This is a genomic window from Myroides sp. (genome assembly GCF_032073645.1).
GTDB classification, from domain to species: domain Bacteria; phylum Bacteroidota; class Bacteroidia; order Flavobacteriales; family Flavobacteriaceae; genus Flavobacterium; species Flavobacterium odoratimimum.
In genome coordinates this window covers 80,903-101,287 of sequence record NZ_DAMANB010000011.1, presented here as the reverse complement: position 1 = coordinate 101,287, position 20,385 = coordinate 80,903, and the positions used below count along the sequence as shown (strand labels likewise).

The 20,385-nt window shown below is 35.8% G+C and carries 22 protein-coding genes; 11 read left to right on the top strand and 11 right to left on the bottom strand.

Going from position 1 to position 20,385, the window contains the following annotated elements; genetic code table 11:
- Positions 1–10: 10 nt before the first annotated feature.
- Genes RT228_RS10020 through RT228_RS10010 form a run of 3 tightly spaced genes read left to right on the top strand, consistent with a single transcriptional unit; the run spans position 11 to position 2,417 of the window.
- Positions 11–760, top strand: a complete 750-nt coding sequence (locus tag RT228_RS10020; protein ID WP_006266126.1) for a hypothetical protein — start codon at positions 11–13, stop codon at positions 758–760.
- A 2-nt stretch (positions 761–762) separates the two neighbouring features.
- Positions 763–1,593: a DUF3592 domain-containing protein gene (locus tag RT228_RS10015; protein WP_006266127.1), complete on the top strand. Its 831-nt coding sequence runs from the start codon at positions 763–765 to the stop codon at positions 1,591–1,593.
- A gap of 11 nt (positions 1,594–1,604) precedes the next feature.
- Complete coding sequence (locus RT228_RS10010) at positions 1,605–2,417, top strand: DUF3592 domain-containing protein (protein WP_006266128.1); 813 nt, start codon at positions 1,605–1,607, stop codon at positions 2,415–2,417.
- A 301-nt stretch (positions 2,418–2,718) separates the two neighbouring features.
- On the opposite strand, the gene RT228_RS10005 is transcribed toward RT228_RS10010, so the two are convergent.
- Positions 2,719–3,168, bottom strand: coding sequence for a GNAT family N-acetyltransferase (locus tag RT228_RS10005; protein WP_006257729.1), 450 nt, complete (start codon positions 3,166–3,168; stop codon positions 2,719–2,721).
- 122 nt (positions 3,169–3,290) lie between these two features.
- Here RT228_RS10005 and RT228_RS10000 point away from each other — a divergent pair, with 122 nt between their 5' ends.
- On the top strand, positions 3,291–3,494 hold the full coding sequence (locus tag RT228_RS10000; RefSeq protein ID WP_006257728.1) for a hypothetical protein: 204 nt from the start codon (positions 3,291–3,293) through the stop codon (positions 3,492–3,494).
- 239 nt (positions 3,495–3,733) lie between these two features.
- Here RT228_RS10000 and RT228_RS09995 read toward each other — a convergent pair whose 3' ends face one another.
- Together RT228_RS09995 and RT228_RS09990 are read right to left on the bottom strand one after the other, a co-directional pair.
- Positions 3,734–4,987: an aspartate kinase gene (locus tag RT228_RS09995; protein ID WP_006257727.1), complete on the bottom strand. Its 1,254-nt coding sequence runs from the start codon at positions 4,985–4,987 to the stop codon at positions 3,734–3,736.
- The gene (locus tag RT228_RS09990) at positions 4,988–5,461 is read right to left on the bottom strand and encodes a GNAT family N-acetyltransferase (protein ID WP_006262576.1); all 474 of its coding nucleotides are present in this window, start codon (positions 5,459–5,461) and stop codon (positions 4,988–4,990) included.
- A gap of 96 nt (positions 5,462–5,557) precedes the next feature.
- Here RT228_RS09990 and fbp point away from each other — a divergent pair, with 96 nt between their 5' ends.
- The gene (fbp, locus tag RT228_RS09985) at positions 5,558–6,562 is read left to right on the top strand and encodes a class 1 fructose-bisphosphatase (protein ID WP_006257725.1); all 1,005 of its coding nucleotides are present in this window, start codon (positions 5,558–5,560) and stop codon (positions 6,560–6,562) included.
- A 55-nt stretch (positions 6,563–6,617) separates the two neighbouring features.
- Here fbp and RT228_RS09980 read toward each other — a convergent pair whose 3' ends face one another.
- Positions 6,618–7,046: a TerB family tellurite resistance protein gene (locus RT228_RS09980; RefSeq protein WP_313138645.1), complete on the bottom strand. Its 429-nt coding sequence runs from the start codon at positions 7,044–7,046 to the stop codon at positions 6,618–6,620.
- 266 nt (positions 7,047–7,312) lie between these two features.
- Here RT228_RS09980 and RT228_RS09975 point away from each other — a divergent pair, with 266 nt between their 5' ends.
- Together RT228_RS09975 and RT228_RS09970 are read left to right on the top strand one after the other, a co-directional pair.
- On the top strand, positions 7,313–7,741 hold the full coding sequence (locus RT228_RS09975; RefSeq protein WP_006257722.1) for a deoxycytidylate deaminase: 429 nt from the start codon (positions 7,313–7,315) through the stop codon (positions 7,739–7,741).
- A 12-nt stretch (positions 7,742–7,753) separates the two neighbouring features.
- Complete coding sequence (locus RT228_RS09970; protein ID WP_313138644.1) at positions 7,754–9,331, top strand: S41 family peptidase; 1,578 nt, start codon at positions 7,754–7,756, stop codon at positions 9,329–9,331.
- 355 nt (positions 9,332–9,686) lie between these two features.
- Here the strand turns inward: RT228_RS09970 and RT228_RS09965 are convergent, their stop codons facing one another.
- Positions 9,687–11,753 (bottom strand): M13 family metallopeptidase, encoded by a 2,067-nt coding sequence (locus RT228_RS09965; RefSeq protein WP_006266129.1) that lies wholly within the window; start codon positions 11,751–11,753, stop codon positions 9,687–9,689.
- Between the two features lie 161 nt (positions 11,754–11,914).
- On the opposite strand from RT228_RS09965, the gene RT228_RS09960 reads away from it, so the two are divergent.
- The 4 genes from RT228_RS09960 to RT228_RS09945 all read left to right on the top strand — a co-directional run bounded on the left by RT228_RS09960 (position 11,915) and on the right by RT228_RS09945 (position 15,350).
- Complete coding sequence (locus RT228_RS09960; RefSeq protein WP_006257719.1) at positions 11,915–12,625, top strand: SCO family protein; 711 nt, start codon at positions 11,915–11,917, stop codon at positions 12,623–12,625.
- A 220-nt stretch (positions 12,626–12,845) separates the two neighbouring features.
- On the top strand, positions 12,846–13,076 hold the full coding sequence (locus RT228_RS09955; RefSeq protein ID WP_006260493.1) for a ferrous iron transport protein A: 231 nt from the start codon (positions 12,846–12,848) through the stop codon (positions 13,074–13,076).
- Positions 13,077–13,102: 26 nt separating this feature from the next.
- Complete coding sequence (gene feoB / locus RT228_RS09950) at positions 13,103–15,211, top strand: ferrous iron transport protein B (protein ID WP_313138643.1); 2,109 nt, start codon at positions 13,103–13,105, stop codon at positions 15,209–15,211.
- A 7-nt stretch (positions 15,212–15,218) separates the two neighbouring features.
- Positions 15,219–15,350 (top strand): FeoB-associated Cys-rich membrane protein, encoded by a 132-nt coding sequence (locus RT228_RS09945; protein ID WP_006257716.1) that lies wholly within the window; start codon positions 15,219–15,221, stop codon positions 15,348–15,350.
- 110 nt (positions 15,351–15,460) lie between these two features.
- Here the strand turns inward: RT228_RS09945 and trpA are convergent, their stop codons facing one another.
- The 6 genes from trpA to RT228_RS09915 are packed head-to-tail and all read right to left on the bottom strand — an operon-like array spanning position 15,461 to position 20,382.
- Positions 15,461–16,231 carry a tryptophan synthase subunit alpha gene (gene trpA / locus RT228_RS09940; RefSeq protein ID WP_071307104.1) on the bottom strand — a complete coding sequence of 257 codons (771 nt, stop codon included), beginning with the start codon at positions 16,229–16,231 and terminating at the stop codon, positions 15,461–15,463.
- Complete coding sequence (gene trpB / locus RT228_RS09935) at positions 16,224–17,411, bottom strand: tryptophan synthase subunit beta (protein ID WP_006262579.1); 1,188 nt, start codon at positions 17,409–17,411, stop codon at positions 16,224–16,226. Before trpB ends, trpA begins: the two co-directional genes overlap by 8 nt.
- On the bottom strand, positions 17,398–18,033 hold the full coding sequence (locus RT228_RS09930) for a phosphoribosylanthranilate isomerase (protein ID WP_313138642.1): 636 nt from the start codon (positions 18,031–18,033) through the stop codon (positions 17,398–17,400). Before RT228_RS09930 ends, trpB begins: the two co-directional genes overlap by 14 nt.
- Before the next feature lie 6 nt (positions 18,034–18,039).
- The gene (gene trpC, locus RT228_RS09925) at positions 18,040–18,828 is read right to left on the bottom strand and encodes an indole-3-glycerol phosphate synthase TrpC (RefSeq protein ID WP_313138641.1); all 789 of its coding nucleotides are present in this window, start codon (positions 18,826–18,828) and stop codon (positions 18,040–18,042) included.
- Complete coding sequence (gene trpD, locus RT228_RS09920) at positions 18,825–19,817, bottom strand: anthranilate phosphoribosyltransferase (RefSeq protein WP_313138640.1); 993 nt, start codon at positions 19,815–19,817, stop codon at positions 18,825–18,827. The genes trpC and trpD overlap by 4 nt, the downstream gene beginning before the upstream one ends.
- 4 nt (positions 19,818–19,821) lie before the next feature.
- Positions 19,822–20,382 carry an anthranilate synthase component II gene (locus tag RT228_RS09915; protein WP_025125773.1) on the bottom strand — a complete coding sequence of 187 codons (561 nt, stop codon included), beginning with the start codon at positions 20,380–20,382 and terminating at the stop codon, positions 19,822–19,824.
- Positions 20,383–20,385 lie beyond the last annotated feature (3 nt).

Sequence of the window (20,385 nt, the reverse complement as noted above, 5' to 3'; positions counted from 1 at the left end):
AAAAATAGTTATGATAGAAGATGTGATTTATAATCAGTGGTCTATAATACTAGGATTATTATATACAGGCTGGTTAACGTCTAGAATAGTGAAACGTACTACGAAAGGGCGAAAAGAAAAAGCGGGTTGTGTAGATGTAATACGCGTATTCTTAATTATCGGAGGTTTGTTTGGATTGACTGTTTTCGGGAGTGTTGCTTTTGGAAGTATGTTTATTCGTACACTATCTAGCTTAATTAATGGAACTCTAGTATTCAGTATTGAGTTGTTTGCAGAGTTGATTTGTTATGGGACGATGGTAGCGGTGCTAGTATTCGCATTTATAGGTGTTATGCTCTATGGTATGGGAAGAGATATGCGCCGATATAATAGATTGGCTAGATTATTAGGACTAGGAGTATTAGTTCCTTTGATTATGCTTGTATTCGAAGGGGCTTTGATTTACGCACTTGTTATTAATATATACAATATTCCCCTTTCTGTATTATTAATGGTATTTATCTTGATCTTGTTAATCGGGATTATACTGTATGTGAAGATTATCAGGGAAGAGATAACAGACTTAATAGAAAAAGAAAAGAACGCTAGTAGAAGTAAGGAGAATAAGACAAAAGGAATAACACAAGATAAATCTGTGACAAGGTCTCAGACTGCTAATCACTCTAGACAAGAAAGCAATAGAAGTACTCAACGTACTAACAAGCCTAATCCTCATAATGACGAGTGGAAGCGCAGAAGTAATAGACGTAAAAAAAGATAGTAATGGACGAAATCAGAATTAATCAGTTGGCATTTGGGTTAGGGATATTGTATACAATATGGCTGACTTATAAAATAATAAAGCGTTCTTCTCATAATGGAACCAAAACAGGATGTCTGGGAATTGGGTATATCTATCTTATCGTGGCGTCTATTTCTTCATTGGCAATAGGTGGGACTGTAGCCTTGACGATGATGATCATTACGAAGACACAGACTGTATATAACGGGGATAAATATGAGGCGCGTGTGGTATCCTATACTAGCTATGAGAGTCGTAACTCTGATGATAATGGCTATACCACGATGTATACACCTACAGTACACTTCACTACCAGAGGAGGTGAAGTGGTAGAATATGAGCTTGACTATTCTAGTAGTGGTATGCCTACCGTAGGCGATCAGCACACAGTATATTATGATGAGACTAATGAGCGTGTAACTACCTTTGGGCTAGGGACAGTAGCGTTGATACTCGCTTTTGGGGTGATGATCGTTATACTTGTATATCTTTTTGTCGGTATGGTGATATATGCGATGAACTGGTCTATGGATAGATATAAAGAGATAGGGGCATTCTTAGGACTGGCTATAGTATTGCCATTGATTATGATTTTGTTTGATGGAGCTATGATATGGGCATTATTTGATGGTAAGGATAAACCGCTTTGGGTTAATATCATCTTAGTGTTTTTTAGTTTGGTACTGACATTGGCTATTTGGGGTTATCTCAAAAATATCTATGGAGATGGTCTAAAGAATATGGGGATGAATAGAAAGGGAATAAGAAGAGTAGATAACACTAGGTTTGGGAATGCAACGAGAAGGGGATAAATACGGGAAGTATGGATATAATTAAGAGAGAATTAATGTTTTTATTACCTGTGATAATAGGGATAGTCATTAGTATAATATTAGGTAAATTAATTAATAGACGATGTCAGAGATATAACTCACTTCCTATTTTAAAGGACCTAGGTAAGGGGACTTATTTTATATTGTTGGGTATTATGTGGGTTACTTATAGTACTGGCTCATTATTGTACAATGTAGTGTCTAATAAAGTTAATATTATTAGTAATGGTGATAAGTACATGGCTAAGGTAGTGTCTTATACAACATATAAGACTGAGGGGAGTCGAAGTAAAAGAGGGAGTCGAAGTGGAAGTATCAATTATAAACCAATAGTTACATTTACAACTAAGGATAAAGTGAGTATAACTCATACCCTTGATTCTTCTGTAGGGGATATGCCTATTAAAGGACAAGGCTATGTAATCTATTATAATCCTAAGACAGAAAAGATAACAACGTTAAATACAAGTGATGTGATTGTGATTACTGGATTTAGTATAGTATTTATTCTTATCGCTTTTGTATTTGTGACAATGTTTAGTTTTGCGATTGGTGCCCCTATGATGAAGTATAAAAAGGTAGGAACTTATCTTCTGTTTCTGTTTGTCATTCCTATAAGTATGTTGTCTTTAATGTTTGCTTTTATCTATACACTATTGTATAGTAATGCTGTATCAGCAGGAATGTCATTAGTATTAATCTTCGTTATTTTGCTTATAATCGCGGGAATATATGGTGTATTAAAAACTGTTATGTCTGAGAATGGTATTATTCAGAAGATAATAGCATGGAAACCAAATTAGTTGAATGATATAAACTGTCTTAGGAAATACTAAGACGGTTTTTTATTTCTTTTAGATTCAAAAATATAGTATATACCTAATATCAAAAACATAAATAGACTATACAACAAAGAACTAATAAAGTCTTTTCTGTCAATTAGCAAAGACCAAAGTAGGTTAATAACTAGTAAAACCCATAAAAAGTAATATATCTTTTTATTCATAATTATTTGTTTGTTACTAAGTTATGTTTTTTGTGCTATATAGAGTTATTAATTTCAAAGATAATATAGGAATAAGTATAATTATCAAATAAATAGATCTACAACACCTTCTCAAAACACAGGCTACTCTCCACACCTTCGTATTGACCGTAGTTAGGGATAACAGTATAGTTATTCTTTCTGTATAATATCTCTGCTTGTGTCTGTAGCTTACCCATCTCTAAGATACAGCGTGTATAACCTAGCTCCAGACTCCACTTTTCTAGTTCAGCTAGTACAATAGAAGCGACACCCTTACCTCTAGCGATAGGAGCAGTGTACATACGCTTAACTTCCATAGTATGTGAGTCATATTCTTTGATAGCTCCACAGGCTATAGCCTGACTATCTTCATAGATAACAATAACATGGTTGATATGATCTACTTTATTGTACTGATCAAAGAAGTCATGTTCATCACCATCAGTTGTTTTGAGGTATTTATCTAGTTCTGTGATGAGGTTTAGAAAGTCTTTATTGTCAGAGTTAGTTCTTGTAATGGTTAGCATAGCTTGATGTTTTGTGGGTTAAAAATACTGTTTTTTAAAGTGCTATTTATTTCATTAGAGAAAAACTATTCGTTAAAGTTGCGTATCTTTATAGAACGTGATTATTAAAAGCAAGTGTAGATATGGACTTAGATTATGAAAGTAGATTTTATATGGTATGGATACTATCGAGTATTGTGATAGGTGTCTTCGGTGCTATATTGTATAAAGTAATACAGGATATTAAAAAGAAAGAAGTGACTAAAGTGCAGTATATCATTGCTTTTATAGGTAGCTTTATCATCGCATTAGCCTTTGAGTGGGTGCTGTTTTATCTTGCTTTATAGCTAATATTTGGTTTTAATGAATAGCTTATGAAGAAAGTCTTAATGGGTATAGTCTATATACACGGGTTGCTATTATGGGGAATCTATATCCTGATATATGCAGTGGCTAAGTTCTTTTTACACACCTGTAGATTAGGTAAAAAGAAGATTAGACAATGAGTCTTATAACTATGGTCAATGTATGGTTATTTAGTATAGTATATTAAAAAGGCCGTCTTCGTGAGACAGCCTTTGTGATATTATTCTTTAGTGACAATCTGCATTGTCTCTCTATTCACTTGTTTTAATAATAATGTTTTATCACCAAGTATCTTCTGTGCAGAGTGATCATCGAAGTGTCTTATGGTATATAGAGACACATTCTCATTATAGCTCACCTTAAATTTATCTGTAAGCAATAGTCTTACATCTTCGAAGTGATTAAACTTATCTTCTACACATACAGAGAAGCTAATAGCAGAGTTCTGTATGACATTCACTTTAATATTATACTCTCCGAATAATTTAAAAATATCGCTGATATTCTGCTCCATGATAAAAGAGAAATCCTTAGAAGATAGTGATATTAATAATTGGTTCTTCTTCACAATAAAACATGGAACATGAGGAGTCAATGGTGCTCCTTTAGATACATTCGTTCCTGGTAATAATGGATTTAAGAATGACTTTACATATAAGGGTATTTCTTTTTGACGCAATGGTTGTAAGGTCTTCGGATGGATGACTGACGCACCGTAGAATGCTAGTTCTATTGCTTCTTGATAAGAAATATGTTGTAGTAGAGTCGTATCTTCAAAATAACGTGGATCAGCATTCAGTACCCCTGGTACATCTTTCCATATCGTTACACTCTCAGCGTCTAAGGCATAAGCAAATATAGCGGCTGAGTAGTCAGACCCCTCTCTGCCTAATGTAGTAGAGAAACCGTTGTAGTCAGATCCAATAAATCCTTGTACAATGAATAATTGTTTTGTACAAATCTCTTTTTTGATATTCTCTATCGTGATATCCCAGTTTACATCAGCGTCTCTATAGACTGTATCTGTTTTGATTAAGTTTCTTGAGTCTAGCCAAGTGTTGTCTATACCTGATTCTAGTAGGTAATAGTGTAAGATAGTCGTAGAGATAATCTCTCCATAGCTTACGATTTGATCATAAACGAAATTGTAATTAGGAGATTTATTGTTCAGTAAGAAGTAAGTAATAGAATCAAATAGCTCTTTTAGCGATGCATAGATATCGTGATCTTCATTAGGGAATAATTCTCTAACGATCGTGTAGTGATAATCTTTAACTACATCAACAGACTCTGCTAAGTCAAATCTATTCTGAAAATAGTTGTGTACGACTACCTCTAAGGCATTCGTCGTTTTACCCATTGCAGAAGCAATGATTAGGCTATCTTCATAGCCCACTGTTTTTAATACGTTACAAACGTTTCTTACATTTTCTGCGTCTCTTACTGAGGCTCCTCCAAATTTGAATACTCTCATTTACTTAGATTGACTAAATTGTTCTATTCCGTTTTGATCCATTTGTACAGTATACCAATCTTCTAATACTGTCGCTCCGGATTTTTTATAAAAGTTAATAGCCGGTTCATTCCAGTTCAGAACTACCCATTCTACTCTTCGTACACCTTCTTTCTTCGCGATATTCATTATTTCTGCATACAGTGCATATCCCGCTCCTGTACCTCTAGCAGCTTCTGTGACGATAAGATCTTCTAAGTGAATCGTCTTACCCTTCCAGGTAGAATATCTATTGTAGAATAAAGCCATGCCGATGATTTTAGTGTCTAGCTCAGCAACAATAACATTAAATAAAGGATTTGCTCCAAAACCATCTCTGATTAGGTCTTCAGCGGTAACTACGACAGCATCAGGTTCTTTTTCGAAAGTTGCTAGTTCTTGTATTAATGCTAATACATTAGGCATGTCTTGAGGGGTTGCAGATCTAATATTCATTTTAGTTATTGATTTAATGGTTAATGTCTTCGGTTAGACAACAAAATTAACGATATTTGCACTGTAAAATACACAACTTAAGAATCATTTTTGAAAATGACAACAGAAAGATCTCAAACTTTAGGAGAGTTTATCATTGAAAAACAAGAAGACTTTAAATACTCTTCTGGTGAGTTATCAAGATTAATTAACTCTCTTAGACTAGCTGCTAAAGTAGTAAGTCACCAAGTTAACCAAGCAGGTTTAGTTGACATCGTAGGTGCTTTTGGAAAACAAAATGTACAAGGTGAGCAACAGCAGAAACTTGATGTTTTTGCAAACGAAGTATTCATTAAAACACTTATCAATAGAGAAATCGTATGTGGTATCGCTTCTGAAGAAGAGGATGATTTTATTTCTATCCACGGTAGAGATAATAGCAACGAGAACAAGTATGTAGTGCTAATGGATCCACTAGACGGTTCGTCTAATATCGATGTGAATGTATCAGTAGGTACTATTTTCTCTATTTATAGACGTGTGACTCCTATCGGAACTCCTGTAACAAAAGAAGACTTCTTACAAAAAGGAGAGAATCAAGTAGCAGCAGGATATATTGTATACGGTTCTTCTACGATGTTAGTTTATACTACAGGTAATGGAGTACACGGGTTTACATTAAATCCAGCGATCGGTACATTCTTCTTGTCTCACCCGAATATGAAGATTAATGAGGATGGGCATATCTACTCTATCAATGAGGGGAACTATGTACACTTCCCACAAGGGGTAAAAGATTACTTAAAGTACTGTCAAGCAGAAGAGAATGATAGACCATATACTTCTAGATACATCGGTAGTTTAGTATCTGATATTCACCGTAATATTCTAAAAGGAGGTATCTACATTTACCCTACTAGTACTAAAGCTCCTAAAGGGAAACTAAGATTGTTATATGAGTGTAATCCTATTGCATTCATCATTGAGCAAGCTGGTGGTAGAGCATCTGATGGTTATACTCGTATCATGGAGATAGAGCCAACGGAGTTACACCAACGTGTTCCTTTCTTCTGTGGTAGTAAAAACATGGTAGAAAAGGCTGAAGAGTTTATGAAGAAATAAGAAGTATTTCTATAAAATAACAAGTGAGCTAATCCTAAAGATTAGCTCACTTTTTTTATTTTTTAAGGTTGTGAATTTCTTCTATGAAGGTATCTATATCAACATTTAAGACTAATAACGATAGAGATTTATCTACTAAGAAATCTATATTGTTAGTGAAACCTAAGGCAACAGCAAATTTCTTTAATATCTCTTTTTGTTTTGGTCCTAATACGTGATTTACATATACCATTCTTGCCAAATCGTATAATCTTTCGATACGATTGGTCTCTAGATAGGGAGGGTTAACAGGATAGCTCTCTGGGTTCTTTAATATATTCGTATAGTCCTCATCACTGATTTCTAATCGAATAGCTAGTTCATCTAAGAAAGCCTTTTCTTCTGTACTACAATGTCCATTCGCTAACGCCACACGTACTATCGAAGCAAAGTGGCCTTTGTTTCTCTCTCTAAATCCTAAATCAAATAATTCTGAGTATGACATTTTTGTTTGTTTTTTGGTTAGTAAATTGGTTCGGTTTATTATATCTAATATAATGATAAATTATGGAGTCCATAGTTTTTTTATGATATTTTTATGCTTATCATAATGATGTGTGTTTTTAGTAGTGAGTTTATAATAGATTATTCGTTTAGATAGTAAATTAGATAAACGAAGTAAGTTCCTATTCTAAGATTGGTGAATTAACAAAAAGGTTTGTGTATTTTTGTTAGATCAAAGGGATAGAGAACTTTGTAAATATTTCTGATATGAATGAATCAAAAATAACTAAATATGATAAGGCTTATTTGCGTATGGCTCGCGAATGGGGACAACTATCGTATTGCAAACGAAAAAAGGTAGGCGCTATTATTGTAAAAGATAGAATGATTATTTCTGACGGATACAATGGGACACCTACTGGTTTTGAGAATTGTTGTGAAGACGAAAACGATACTACGCACTGGTATGTGCTACATGCTGAGGCTAACGCTATCTTGAAGGTAGCTAGTTCTACACAGAGTTGTCAAGGGGCTACACTTTATATCACGATGTCTCCATGTAGAGACTGTAGTAAACTTATCCATCAGGCAGGGATTACTAGAGTGGTGTACAGTGAAGGTTACCGTGATACAGAAGGGGTAGACTTTTTAGAAAAAGCAGGGGTGGATGTCGTATTTCTTCCTGACCTTGATTAATATCCACTGTAGATGAAAAAGTTTTTTTGGCCTCTGATTATATCGATTTCTTTATCCTTAGGTATTTTACTAGGAGGCTTTCTTGTATCTGCTTCTTATCGTGGAAAAACAGGTTTTTATACCAATCACAATAAGCTTAAATTAAATCGGCTAATTGATTTTATAGAGAAGGAGTATGTAGATAATGTAGATACTGACTCTATCGTCGATAGAACGGTGACTACTATTCTAGAACAACTAGATCCACACTCTATCTATATCGGCAAGAGTGAGCTACAGTCTGTGACAGAGTCTATGCAAGGTAGTTTCGTAGGGATAGGGGTGAACTACTATTACTATAAAGATAGTGTCGCTGTAATCAAAGATATCGTAGATAGCCCCGCTTTTAAATCTGGTATACAGCCGGGTGACCGTATCATAAGTGCTGACGGACAGCATCTGTATGGAAAGGAGATGACCTCTGATAGTATCGCTAAATACTTAAGAGGGGAAAGGGATACTGATGTAAAATTAGAAGTCTATCGTAAGACTGTAGGTAAGAAGCTAGACATTGTGGTCAATAGACAGCCTATTCCTATCAAGAGTGTAGATGCTGCATTTAAGTTATCAGACGGTAGAGGATATATTAAGCTCAATAGATTCTCTAGTACAACTTACGAGGAGTTTAAAAAGGCGTTAGAGGATCTGATTACGCAAGATATTTCTAGCCTAGTCCTAGATTTGAGAGATAATGGAGGAGGGTATATGGATCAAGCAGTGAATATGCTAAATGATTTATTAAAGAAAGATCAGGTAATCGTAAAGACTGTAAATAAAGGTGGTCAAGAGAGAGTCACAAAGTCTAAAGGAAGTGGTCTCTTTACAGATAAGCCTCTTTATGTATTGATTAATGAGAATTCTGCTTCTGCTAGTGAAATTATAGCTGGAGCGATACAGGATAATGATAGAGGTACTATCGTAGGGCGTAGAAGCTTCGGTAAAGGACTTGTACAACGAGAATTGATGCTCGGGGATGGTTCTGCTATTAGATTGACTACAGCTCGTTACTTCACTCCTTCTGGACGATCTATACAGAAGCCTTATACGATGGGGGTAGAAGAGTATAATAACGATTTTAGAACGAGATATGCACATGGAGAGTTATATGCTGCTGATAGTATAAAAGTAGCCGATAGCCTACAGTACAAAACCTTAAAAGGACGTGTAGTCTATGGAGGTGGTGGTATAGTACCGGATATCTTTGTTCCGATAGGGAATAAGCATGGAGATGACACTGTGGTACTTCTGATGAAATCGGGTATTGTGAGTTTCTTTGTATTCCAAGAGATCGATAAAGAAAGAGCGAAGTTTACTAATATGTCTAAAGAAGAGGTGATAGACTATGTGATGTCTTCTGATAAAGTATTTAAAGCTTATATTAAACATCTAGAAGGCAATAAACTATTCTTCAAATTAGATAAGCGAAAACAGATTGTGAAGCGATTCTTAGTCGGAGAGTTTTTAAGTCAATTATACACTAGTGAGGATTACTATCTATGGATGTTAGAAGTAGATCCTATGATTAAAAAGATAGACGAGAAAACCTTATAGTTAGGAAGAACTCAAAATACTAATAGTAAAGCATTGTGATTATCACAATGCTTTTTTTGTGGGATATAGTGTTACTTGTTTATTTCTTGTAGTCTATGATAGAACAGTCAAAGGATAACGATAGCATTGTGGTCGCATACTTTTAGCCCTTTTTTATGCGAGCAGTATCCCATAACTATGCGACCACTATGCGATAAGTCCAATTAGGTTTGATATAGCGAAGCGCTGTTTTTGAATGTATGGTGTTGAAGTTGAGGTTGTTGTTTGGGTTTTGTGTAGGCTTAGCCTTGTCGTATGGATAAAAAAATAAAGGAGCCTCATTGAGACTCCTTTATCGTTATTTATTGTGTTCTGATTACCAGATTTTAACTCTTTCCTCAGGTTTGATGTATAATTTATCACCTTCTTTAATATCAAATGCTTTGTAGAAAGCATCTACGTTTTGAAGAGGTACATACGCTCTGTAGTGTCCAGGAGCGTGAGGGTCAGTTTTCACTTGGTTTTTAATTGCCTCATCACGAGCTTTAGTTCTCCAGATAGTTCCCCAAGAGATAAAGAAACGTTGCTCAGGTGTGAATCCGTCGATTAGACCTGGATCACCGTTTTCTTTTAAATAGATTTGTAATCCGTCATAAGCAGCATTAACACCACCTAAGTCTCCGATATTCTCACCTAAAGTGAATTTACCGTCTACGAATACACCTGGTAGAGGCTCTAATGCGCTGTACTGAGCAGCTAAAGCATCACCTAATTTAGTAAAACTAGCTAAGTCAGCGTCAGTCCACCAGTTGTTTAAGTTTCCGTTTTTATCATAACGAGCTCCTGAGTCATCAAAACTGTGAGAGATCTCGTGTCCGATTACAGCTCCGATACCACCATAGTTAATCGCTTCGTCAGCTTTATAATCATAGAATGGAGGTTGTAAGATAGCAGCAGGGAATACGATTTCGTTATAGATAGGGTTGAAGTAAGCGTTCACTGTCTGTGGAGCCATTCCCCAACGAGATTTATCTACAGGTTTACCGAAGTCTTCCATGTTTTTAGCAAAATCCCATTTAGTAGCATTCTTCATGTTTTCGAAGTGATTACCACCGTCTTTAGGAGCTTTAATATCCATAGCAGAGTAATCTTCCCATTTGTCAGGGTAACCGATTTTCACTGTTGTAGTTGCTAATTTTTCTAAAGCACCTTTTTTAGTTTCTTCAGCCATCCATGGTAATGCTTTGATACGATCACCGAAAGCTGTAAGTACGTTTTTAATCATTGCTTGAGCTTTTGCTTTCGCTTCAGCAGGGAATTTTTTAGCAACGTATAATTGTCCTAAAGCTTCTCCTACAGTACCGTTAACTACAGCTAATGCTCTTTCGTCAACAGGTCTTTGTTCTTTAGCACCTTCTAATGTTTTAGAGTAGAACTCCCAGTTCGCTTTCTCCATCTCAGTAGATAAGTAACTAGCGTTTTTGTTCACTAAAGTCCATTTCATATATGCTTTGATATCTTCGATATTTTTAGCAGAAAGGATTTCGTTAAGTGCTTTCATGTATTTCGGTTGAGATACAATTAGCTTTTCAACGTTCTTTAATCCTGTAGCAGCGATATAAGCATTCCAATCAACAGCAGGTGTTAATTTTTGAAGCTCAGCTACTGTCATAGGGTTATAAGTAAGACGGCTATCTCTACGCTCTACTCTAGTAAGACGAGGTTCTGCCATTTTAGTTTCGATCGCTAATACACGTTTAGAATCTGTAGTAGCCTCTTCTTTAGGCTCACCAGCTAATTCTAACATACGCGCTACGTGTGCTACGTATTGGTCACGTTTTTCAGTGATGTCTTTATCTTTTAATACATAATAGTCACGATCAGGTAAACCTAAAGAACCTAAACTGATGTATACTGTATTTTCTTGAGAGCTTTTTGCATCTGCATATACGTAGATAGAATATAATCCTAATCCTCCTTCAGCTACTAATTCGTTGATTAGTTTAGTCGCATCTTCTGGAGTTTTGATTGCATTGATTTTATCTAAGTAAGGTTTAAGAGGAGCTACTCCTAACTCATTTCTCTTAGCTTCATCTAAGTAAGTTTGGAATACAGCTACAGCTTTAGCTTGATCAGATTTAGGATCAAGTTTAGAGTCTTCAGCAGCCTCTCTAAGGATAGCAAGGGCATCCTTATCAGTGTTTTGTCTTAATTCATCAAAACTTCCCCAACGTGTTCTGTCATTTGGAATTTCTGTTTTGTCATACCAAGCACCGTTTACATAACGGAAAAAGTCATCACCAGGCTTTACATTTTTATCCATGTATTCTAGGTTGATTCCATGAGCTACTTGATCTTCTTGCTCTGTTGTATTCTTAGCATCTTTACAAGCTACTAATGATACTACAGCGAAGGCAGAGGTTAATAAAACTCTTTTGTTCATAGTATATAATTAATTTTGTTCCTATTGATATTCTAACAAAAATAGAAAATATCTTTTATAATCGTATTTTTCTATACTTTAAATAAGACATCTTGTATTTATCATGTCTTTAACCTTCAGGTTAAAAGGGATTTTGTAAGTTTGTCGAAACTCTATTTAAAATGTTACACTTTTTCAAGAAATATAAATACTTTTTTATTTTCTTCTTCCTTTTATGTGCAGGAATCATGGTGATGTTCTACAATGCACTGAAGTATAGAAAATCACTACCAGTATATACACCAGCTATGGTGAACCCTGAAATGGTAGATAGTTTAATCCAACATGAGGCCAATAAACAGAAGCACAAGATAGCTGCATTTAAGTTCTTAAACCAGAATGGTGATACAATTACGAATAAAGATTATGAAGGACATATCTATGTAGCTGATTTCTTCTTTACAACATGTACTACGATCTGTCCTATCATGAGTGATAATATGGTTTGGCTTCAAGATAAGATTAAGACTCTGCCAGGCGTTAAATTATTATCACACTCAGTAACTCCTGATATCGATAGTGTACCTGTGCTAAAAGAATATGCATTACACAAAGGCGCTGATGATAAGATATGGAACTTAGTAACAGGGGATAAAAGAGATATCTATTATATTGCTCGTAATTCTTACTTAGCTGTCAAGACAGGGTCTCCAGAAGAGATGTATGATATGGTACACACCGAAAACTTTATTCTAGTAGATGGCAATGGCCGTATCCGCGGGTTCTATGACGGTACTAATCTAGATACTCCTGATAAAGAAGCTAAGAATATGCAGCAGCTATGGGAAGACATCCAATGGTTGTATGAGCATGAAAATAGTAAGTCAAAGTAATTAAATAATTATACAGTATAATCCCTCTACATTTATTAGTTGATGTAGAGGGATTTTTTATATATGAATATTTCTGTTTCTAAGTTATGAATCAAAATAAGCTAATAATGAAAAAGTTGTGTGGTAATTATAGTAGTATTAATACTGATATTTATTAGGAATATAGTTCTATAATCTTTTTAATTGACTAAATTTGCAATATGAATTAAATCTAAATAAGGTGAGTACAACTTTAGACTTATTAAAAAGAAATGAAAAAGGAGTGATAGCAGACTTCGATATGCACAAGGTTCCTTTAAAACTATTAGAGATGGGATGTCTACCAGGTAATGCTGTGGAACTTCTAGAGGTAGCCCCTCTAGGTGACCCAATATATCTGTGTATTAATGATACACATTTATCTATTCGAAAAGAATTAGCTAAAGAGATACAAGTAGAATTAATTGGCTAATTAGATTAAGATATTACATATAGTTGATGAAAAAAGATATAAAAGTTGCCCTAATAGGTAATCCTAATGTAGGGAAAACCTCTGTATTCAATGCCTTGACGGGTCTTAACCATAAGATAGGAAATTATCCTGGTATTACTGTAGATAAAAAATCTGGAGTAGCGAAGTTAGATGATAAAGTAAATGCTACTATTATCGACTTACCAGGAACATATAGTATTAATGCGAGTTCTGAAGATGAACGCATTGTATTAGACTTATTATTTGATCCTACTAATGATGACTTTCCAGATGTTACTGTTGTAGTAGCTGATATAGAAAATCTAAAGCGTAACTTATTACTATTTACTCAGGTTAAAGAACTTGGTGTTCCTACGATATTAGCTGTTAATATGGCTGATCATATGGACGAGAAGGGGATTAGTCTTAAGATAGCGGAGTTAGAAAAGAAATTAAATACAAAGATTGTTTTAATCAGTGCGAAGAAAAAACTTGGTATTCAAGAGTTAAAACAAGCAATATTAAATTATAGAACGTATTCTATAGAACCATGTGTGAATGCTACAGCTGTAGACACAGAGTTCTTTAGTAAACTTGCTTTGACATTCCCTAACCTTTCTGTATTCAAATTGTGGATGATCTATTCACAAGACATCAAGATCGGGAATATAGGGAAGAAAGAGATAGAGGCTAAAGGAGTTCAGTTGTCAGAAAGTGAAATCAAAAAACTTCAACACAAAAAGACAATCAAGAGATATCAGTTTATCAACGACGTTTTAAAAGAAACGTACTCACGTGATGTCAATAAAGCTACAGATCTTCGTTCTAAAGTAGATAGAATACTTACCCATAAAGTGTATGGATACCTAATCTTCTTTGCGATTATGATGTTGGTCTTCCAGGCTATCTTTGAGTGGTCAAGTATTCCGATGGATTGGATTGATGAGCAGTTTGCTAATCTTAGTTCTTGGGTACACGATACGATGGAGCCAGGTAAGCTTACAGATTTGATAGCGGATGGTATCGTACCAGGTATCGGAGGGGTAATGCCTTTCATTCCTCAGATTGCTATTCTATTTATGTTTATTTCTATCTTAGAAGAGACAGGGTATATGAGTAGAGTGGTGTTCTTAATGGATAGATTAATGCGTCCATTCGGATTAAGTGGTAAATCAGTAGTGCCACTTATCTCTGGTAATGCATGTGCTATTCCAGCGATTATGTCAGCTCGTAATATCGAGAACCCTAAAGAAAGATTGATTACAATACTTGTAACACCGTTTACTACGTGTTCTGCTCGTATTCCAGTATATATTATCATTATTGCCTTAGTAATTCCTGATACACGTGTATTTGGATTCTTAAGTATACAAGGATTGACATTGACGTTATTCTATCTAGTAGGATTCTTAGCAGCTTTGTTATCATCTTGGGCATTGAGTAAATACATCAAAAGCGAGCGCAAGTCATACTTCGTAATCGAGATGCCAAACTACCGTACTCCGATTATTAAGAACGTAGTGGTGAATATGTATGAGAAGACTAAAGCATTCGTAGTAGGTGCGGGTAAGATTATATTCGTATTATCGATCATCATTTGGTTCTTAGGTGCTCATGGACCAGGAGAACGCTTTGAGAATGCTGAGAAACATATTACAGAAGTATATCAAGATAAAGAGGTAAGCGAAGAAGAATTAAGCGAGCATATCGCTAGTTATAGATTAGAGAATTCTTATATCGGTATTCTAGGTAAAACAATAGAGCCTGTAATCAAACCTCTAGGGTATGACTGGAAAGTAGGTATCGCAGTATTGTCTTCTTTCGTAGGACGTGAAATCTTCGTAGGAGTACTTGGAACTATTTATAATGTAGGATCTGGGGATGAGAATGATGAAGATGGACGTATTAAACAAAAAATGGCAGCTGAGATATGGCCTGATACAGGACAACCAGTCTTCACGCTAGCCAGTGGGGTGTCACTAATGTTTTTTTATGCTTTTGCGATGCAGTGTACAGCTACAGTAGCGATTGTGAAAAGAGAGACTAAGTCTTGGAAATGGACTATCTACCAATTAGTGTTTATGACTGTTCTTGCGTATGTCGCAGCTTTAATAGCATATCAACTTTTAAAATAAAGTAATTATGGGTTACCAAGAAATAATTGCCTATGCAATTGTAATTATTGCATTGGGGTACATCATTAAAAAAGGCTTTTGGAAGAATAAAACGAATAAGAAAGGTTCTTGTGGCGGAGGTAGCTGCGGATGTTCTTAATCACCATTCTTTAAAATAACAAAATAGGCAACTCATGCGAGTTGCCTATTTTGTTTAGTATATATCGTTAAATCTTAAATGTGGCGAATTCGCCATAATTAGGGCTATACTTACCTAATGCTCTTGACGAAGTTAAGAATGCTATCCTCACTAATACCATGTTCATTAATATGCTTCATAAAGGCTGTTCCTATAATCGCCCCTGAGCTATATTGATTCGTGAGGTCATAGGTGTGTTTATCTCTTACCCCAAAGCCAATAAGTGCTAGGTTTTTAAGCTTTAAATCTTGAATGTGTTTATAGTATGTTTGTTGTTCTTCTAAAGACTTGTTAGAGCCTGTAGTTCCATTAGAAGAAACTAAATAGATAAAACCATCTGTCTGCTCATCTATATGGCGCACGCGTTCTATCGAAGTATCATTACTTATTAACATGATATTACTGACGTTGTGTTTATCACAGTGTGTCTTGAAATGTGATAAGTAGTAGTCTATAGGTAAGTCTGGAAGGATAATACCATCTACACCTACTTCTGCGCATTTCGCTATGAATGCCTCTACACCATATCTTAGTACTGGATTTAGATACCCCATTAAGACAACAGGTATAGTAATGTGCTGTCTCATTTCTTTTAATTGTTCGAATAGCTTAGAGACTGTAATACCGTTTAGTAAAGCCTGCTCACTACTGTGCTGTATAACTGGCCCGTCTGCTAGTGGATCTGAGAAAGGCATGCCTATTTCTACTAAATCTACACCAGCGTTATCTAGATTCTTTAAGATGGTCATGGTGTCTTCTATAGCAGGATAACCAGCTGTGAAGTATATAGAAAGTATATTGGATTTCTTCTCGGTGAAGAGTGTGTTGATTCTGTTATTCATGGTTAAAGTATTTAGAGTAAGTAATCATGTCTTTATCGCCTCGTCCTGATAAGTTTACCACTACGATATCGCTTTCTTTTAGCTCCATCTTATTTAGGTAAGCCAAGGCGTGTGCTGATTCTAGTGCAGGTATAATCCCATCTATACGCGTTAATTCAAAAGCAGCTTTGATCGCTTCATCATCTGTGATACTACCTACAGTGATCTTACCTGTATCACTCAGATAGGCATGTGCAGGTCCTATACCAGGATAATCTAATCCGGCTGAGATAGAATAAGGCTCTATAATCTGTCCATCCTCAGTCTGTATAAGGTAAGTCTTACTACCGTGGATAATACCTTGTTTTCCTAAGGCGATAGTAGCTGCAGTCTGTCTTGTTTCTACTCCTAGACCTGCCGCTTCTACTGCAATTAACTTTGTATGACCATTATCTATAAAGTGATAGAAGGCGCCCATCGCATTACTTCCTCCACCTACACATGCTACTACATAGTCTGGATTAGGAGTATTCTCTTGCTCTATGAGCTGTGCTTTTATTTCTTTACTGATGATAGATTGAAACTTCGCTACCATATCAGGATAAGGATGAGGACCTACTACAGAACCAATCACATAATAGGTCTCTTGTGGATTATTGATCCATTCGCGTATGGCTTCATTTGTAGCGTCTTTTAAAGTCTTGCTCCCACTCTCAGCAGCTACTACTTTTGCCCCTAGCATACGCATGCGTTCTACATTAGGTTTCTGACGTTCGATATCATGTGCTCCCATAAATACAGTACACTCTAGATTTAATAGTGCGCAAGTAGTAGCAGTAGCTACCCCGTGCTGTCCTGCACCTGTCTCAGCTATAATTCTCTTTTTGCCTAGACGTTTGGCTAAGAGTACTTGTCCTATCGTATTGTTGATTTTATGGGCTCCTGTGTGATTTAGATCTTCTCTTTTCAGATAAATCTTTGCTTTATATTTAGCAGACAAGTTAGCAGAATAGAATAGAGGAGTAGGTCTTCCTACATAATCTTTAAGTAGCTTATTTAGTTCTTGTTGAAAATCTTCTGTCTGTATGATATCTAGGTAGCTCTCTTGTAAGTCTGATACGTTCTTATACAGCATCTCAGGGATAAATGAACCTCCGTACTCTCCGTAATATCCTTGTTCGTTTGGGTTAAATTCTTTCATAGTCTCTTATTTCTTTTACTAGTTTTCTCACTAGTGTTATGTCTTTATGATGTTGATCGTTTTCTAATTTACTGTTGAGGTCAAAGCCTGCTAATCTATCATCTCGTAATAGCAAAGCGGACTGTATGTTGTGTAATCCTAATCCTCCACTTAGTAGATAAGGGGTACTACCTTGATAATGCTGTAATACATCCCAATCAAATGATAATCCACTACCTCCATACTCTGGAGTAGGGGTGTCGAATACAAATAAGTCACAGTATGCTTCGTATTGTTCTATTTGACTGAAATCCTCCTTTACTCCTATAGAGAAAGCCTTGATTACCTTTATTCCTTGCTCTTTATGGTAAGCACAATCTTCTGGGCTTTCGTTACCGTGAAGTTGTATATAGTCTAGTTTATACTGCTTTATGCGTTGTGCTATTTCTTGTCTTGTAGCATTGACGAATACACCTACTTTCTGAATATGATGAGGTAGGTTATCAACAGCCTTGTTAATATCTCTACTTAGATATCGCTTTGATTTCGGATAAAAGATAAATCCCATCATGTCAATGTGCTCTTGTCCAACAGAATTAATATTTTCTATATCAAACATCCCACAGATCTTTATCTTCTTCATCGCTGTTTACAATTTAATCTCTTGTTGTAATAGCCTTAATTGTTCAGCAGGATTAGCCATCTTCATAAAGTATTCTCCCATTAAGAACCCTGAGAATCCATTGTCAGCTAATTCTAATAACGTAGCGGCATTCTGTATACCACTTTCTGCTATCTTCACTGCCTGCTGAGGTAATAGATTAGCTAGAGCGATACTGTGCTGAATATTTACCTCAAAGGTGTTTAGATCTCTATTATTTATCCCGATGAGGTCAAACTCAGTATGTAAATGGCCTCGTATTTCTTCTTCAGTATGTGTTTCTAATAAGACTTGTAAGCCAAGCTGATGTGCATAATCAGTCAATACTTTGACACGCTCTATGGGAAGCATTTTAGCAATCAATAGAATGGCGTCTGCACCTATAGATTTAGCTTCTTCTATCTGGTATTCGTCTAGGATAAAGTCTTTCTGTAATAGAGGCAGGTTTACCGAAGCACGTGCGTTAGCAAAGTCAGTGGGTAGAGCACCGAAGAATTGACTGTCATTTAGAATAGATAAAGCCGCTGCTCCATTCGCTTCATATCCTTTTACTATCTCAGTGATATTCGCGTTGGGATGAATGATTCCTTTAGAAGGAGACTGTCTTTTAAACTCTGCGATGATGGCTCTGTTGTTTTTAGCCGTGATACAAGCTTTAAAATCAATCGGTGTTCTGTTGTATAATGGAGTATTTCTTAGTTCAGCAATACTCTTTATAGTCTTGCGTTGGGCTACTTCTATTTGTTTATGTGCTTTTATTTGTTCTAATATCTTCATCTCAATTCTTTTAGTATTTCAAACTTCTCTTTTGCCTTTCCTCCTAGTAGTGATTCTTCTGCTCTTGCTTTTGCCTCTAAGATGCTTAGTTCAGGATAGTAAGTATTAATAGCTAATGCACTATTAGCAAGGACTACACTATTCTGAGCAGGAGTACCTTTACCTTTAAGTATTTGCCAGAAGATATAAGCTGACTCTTCTACTGTTTTTCCTCCTTTGATATCTTCTTCACGGATGACAGGACTATTAAAGTAAGAAGCGTCTATTAGTTTCTCTTCTTTGTTATTGATTAGCTTAGCTGATTTAGTCAAGCTACATTCATCATAGCCGTCTAAGGCGTGTATAATGCTATACTGTGTATTCTCCTCTTGTAAGAAGTATTTATACATTCTCAATAACTCTAGGTTAAACAGTCCTACTAATTGTACTTTAGGCTGAGCAGGATTAGTCAATGGGCCAAGCATATTAAAGAATGTCTTCACTCCAAGTGCTTTTCTCATAGGAGCGATTCTCTTCATAGCAGGGTGAAATAGTGGTGCGTGTAGAAAACAGATATTGGCTTCAGCTAATTGTTCTTTTAGCTCTGCTTCTGTGCTTTTAAAATGTATACCCAAGTTCTCCATCACACTTGATGATCCTGAGATAGATGATACACCATAGTTACCATGCTTAGCTACAGGTACACCTGCTCCAGCTGTCACAAAGGATGATAGTGTAGATATATTAAAAGTGTCTTTTCCGTCTCCTCCTGTACCACATAAGTCCATAGGGTTATAGTCGGATAGATCCACCTTATTAGCAAGCTGTAGCATTCCTTCTCGGAAGCCTCTTAGCTCATCTAATATGATGGGTCTCATGATAAATGTAGTCAGTAGAGAAGCCATCTGTGCATCTGTGTACTTATCATTAGCCATGTTGATGACTATCTCTTTGGCTTGTTCTGTAGTAAGTGTTTTATGTTGTATTAAGTGATTTAGTATCTCTTTCATAGCATTAGTTTTTAATCCAATTTTTAATTATCTCTTTCCCATAAGTAGTAAGTATCGACTCTGGGTGAAACTGTACTCCTCTGACATTAAGTGTTCGGTGCTTCACCGCCATGATATGTTGTTGCTCGTCATAGGCTGTTATCGCTAGTTCACTATTACTTTCTTCTATTACCCACGAGTGATAATGTGCGATAGGGGAGTGATCTGGAATAGACTGGAATAGTTCATCAGGTGCAGCGAGCTGCATAGGTGATGATATTCCGTGTAAGGGTGTTTCTAATCTCTTTAATTGGTGGCCATAGTACTCACCTATAGCCTGATGTCCTAGACAGATCCCTAATATGTCTTTATGGTCAGCAGCGTAGGCTATCACGTCCATTAGTTTTCCTGCTTCTGATGGAATACCTGGCCCTGGCGAAAGGATAATCTTATCGTACTGATCTATTTGCTCAAGTTCGATCTTATCATTCTTGATGATATCTATTGTTTCTACTCCTAGTTCTTTTAAGATGTGTATCACATTGTAGATAAAGGAATCATAGTTGTCGATTACTAATACTTTCATAAC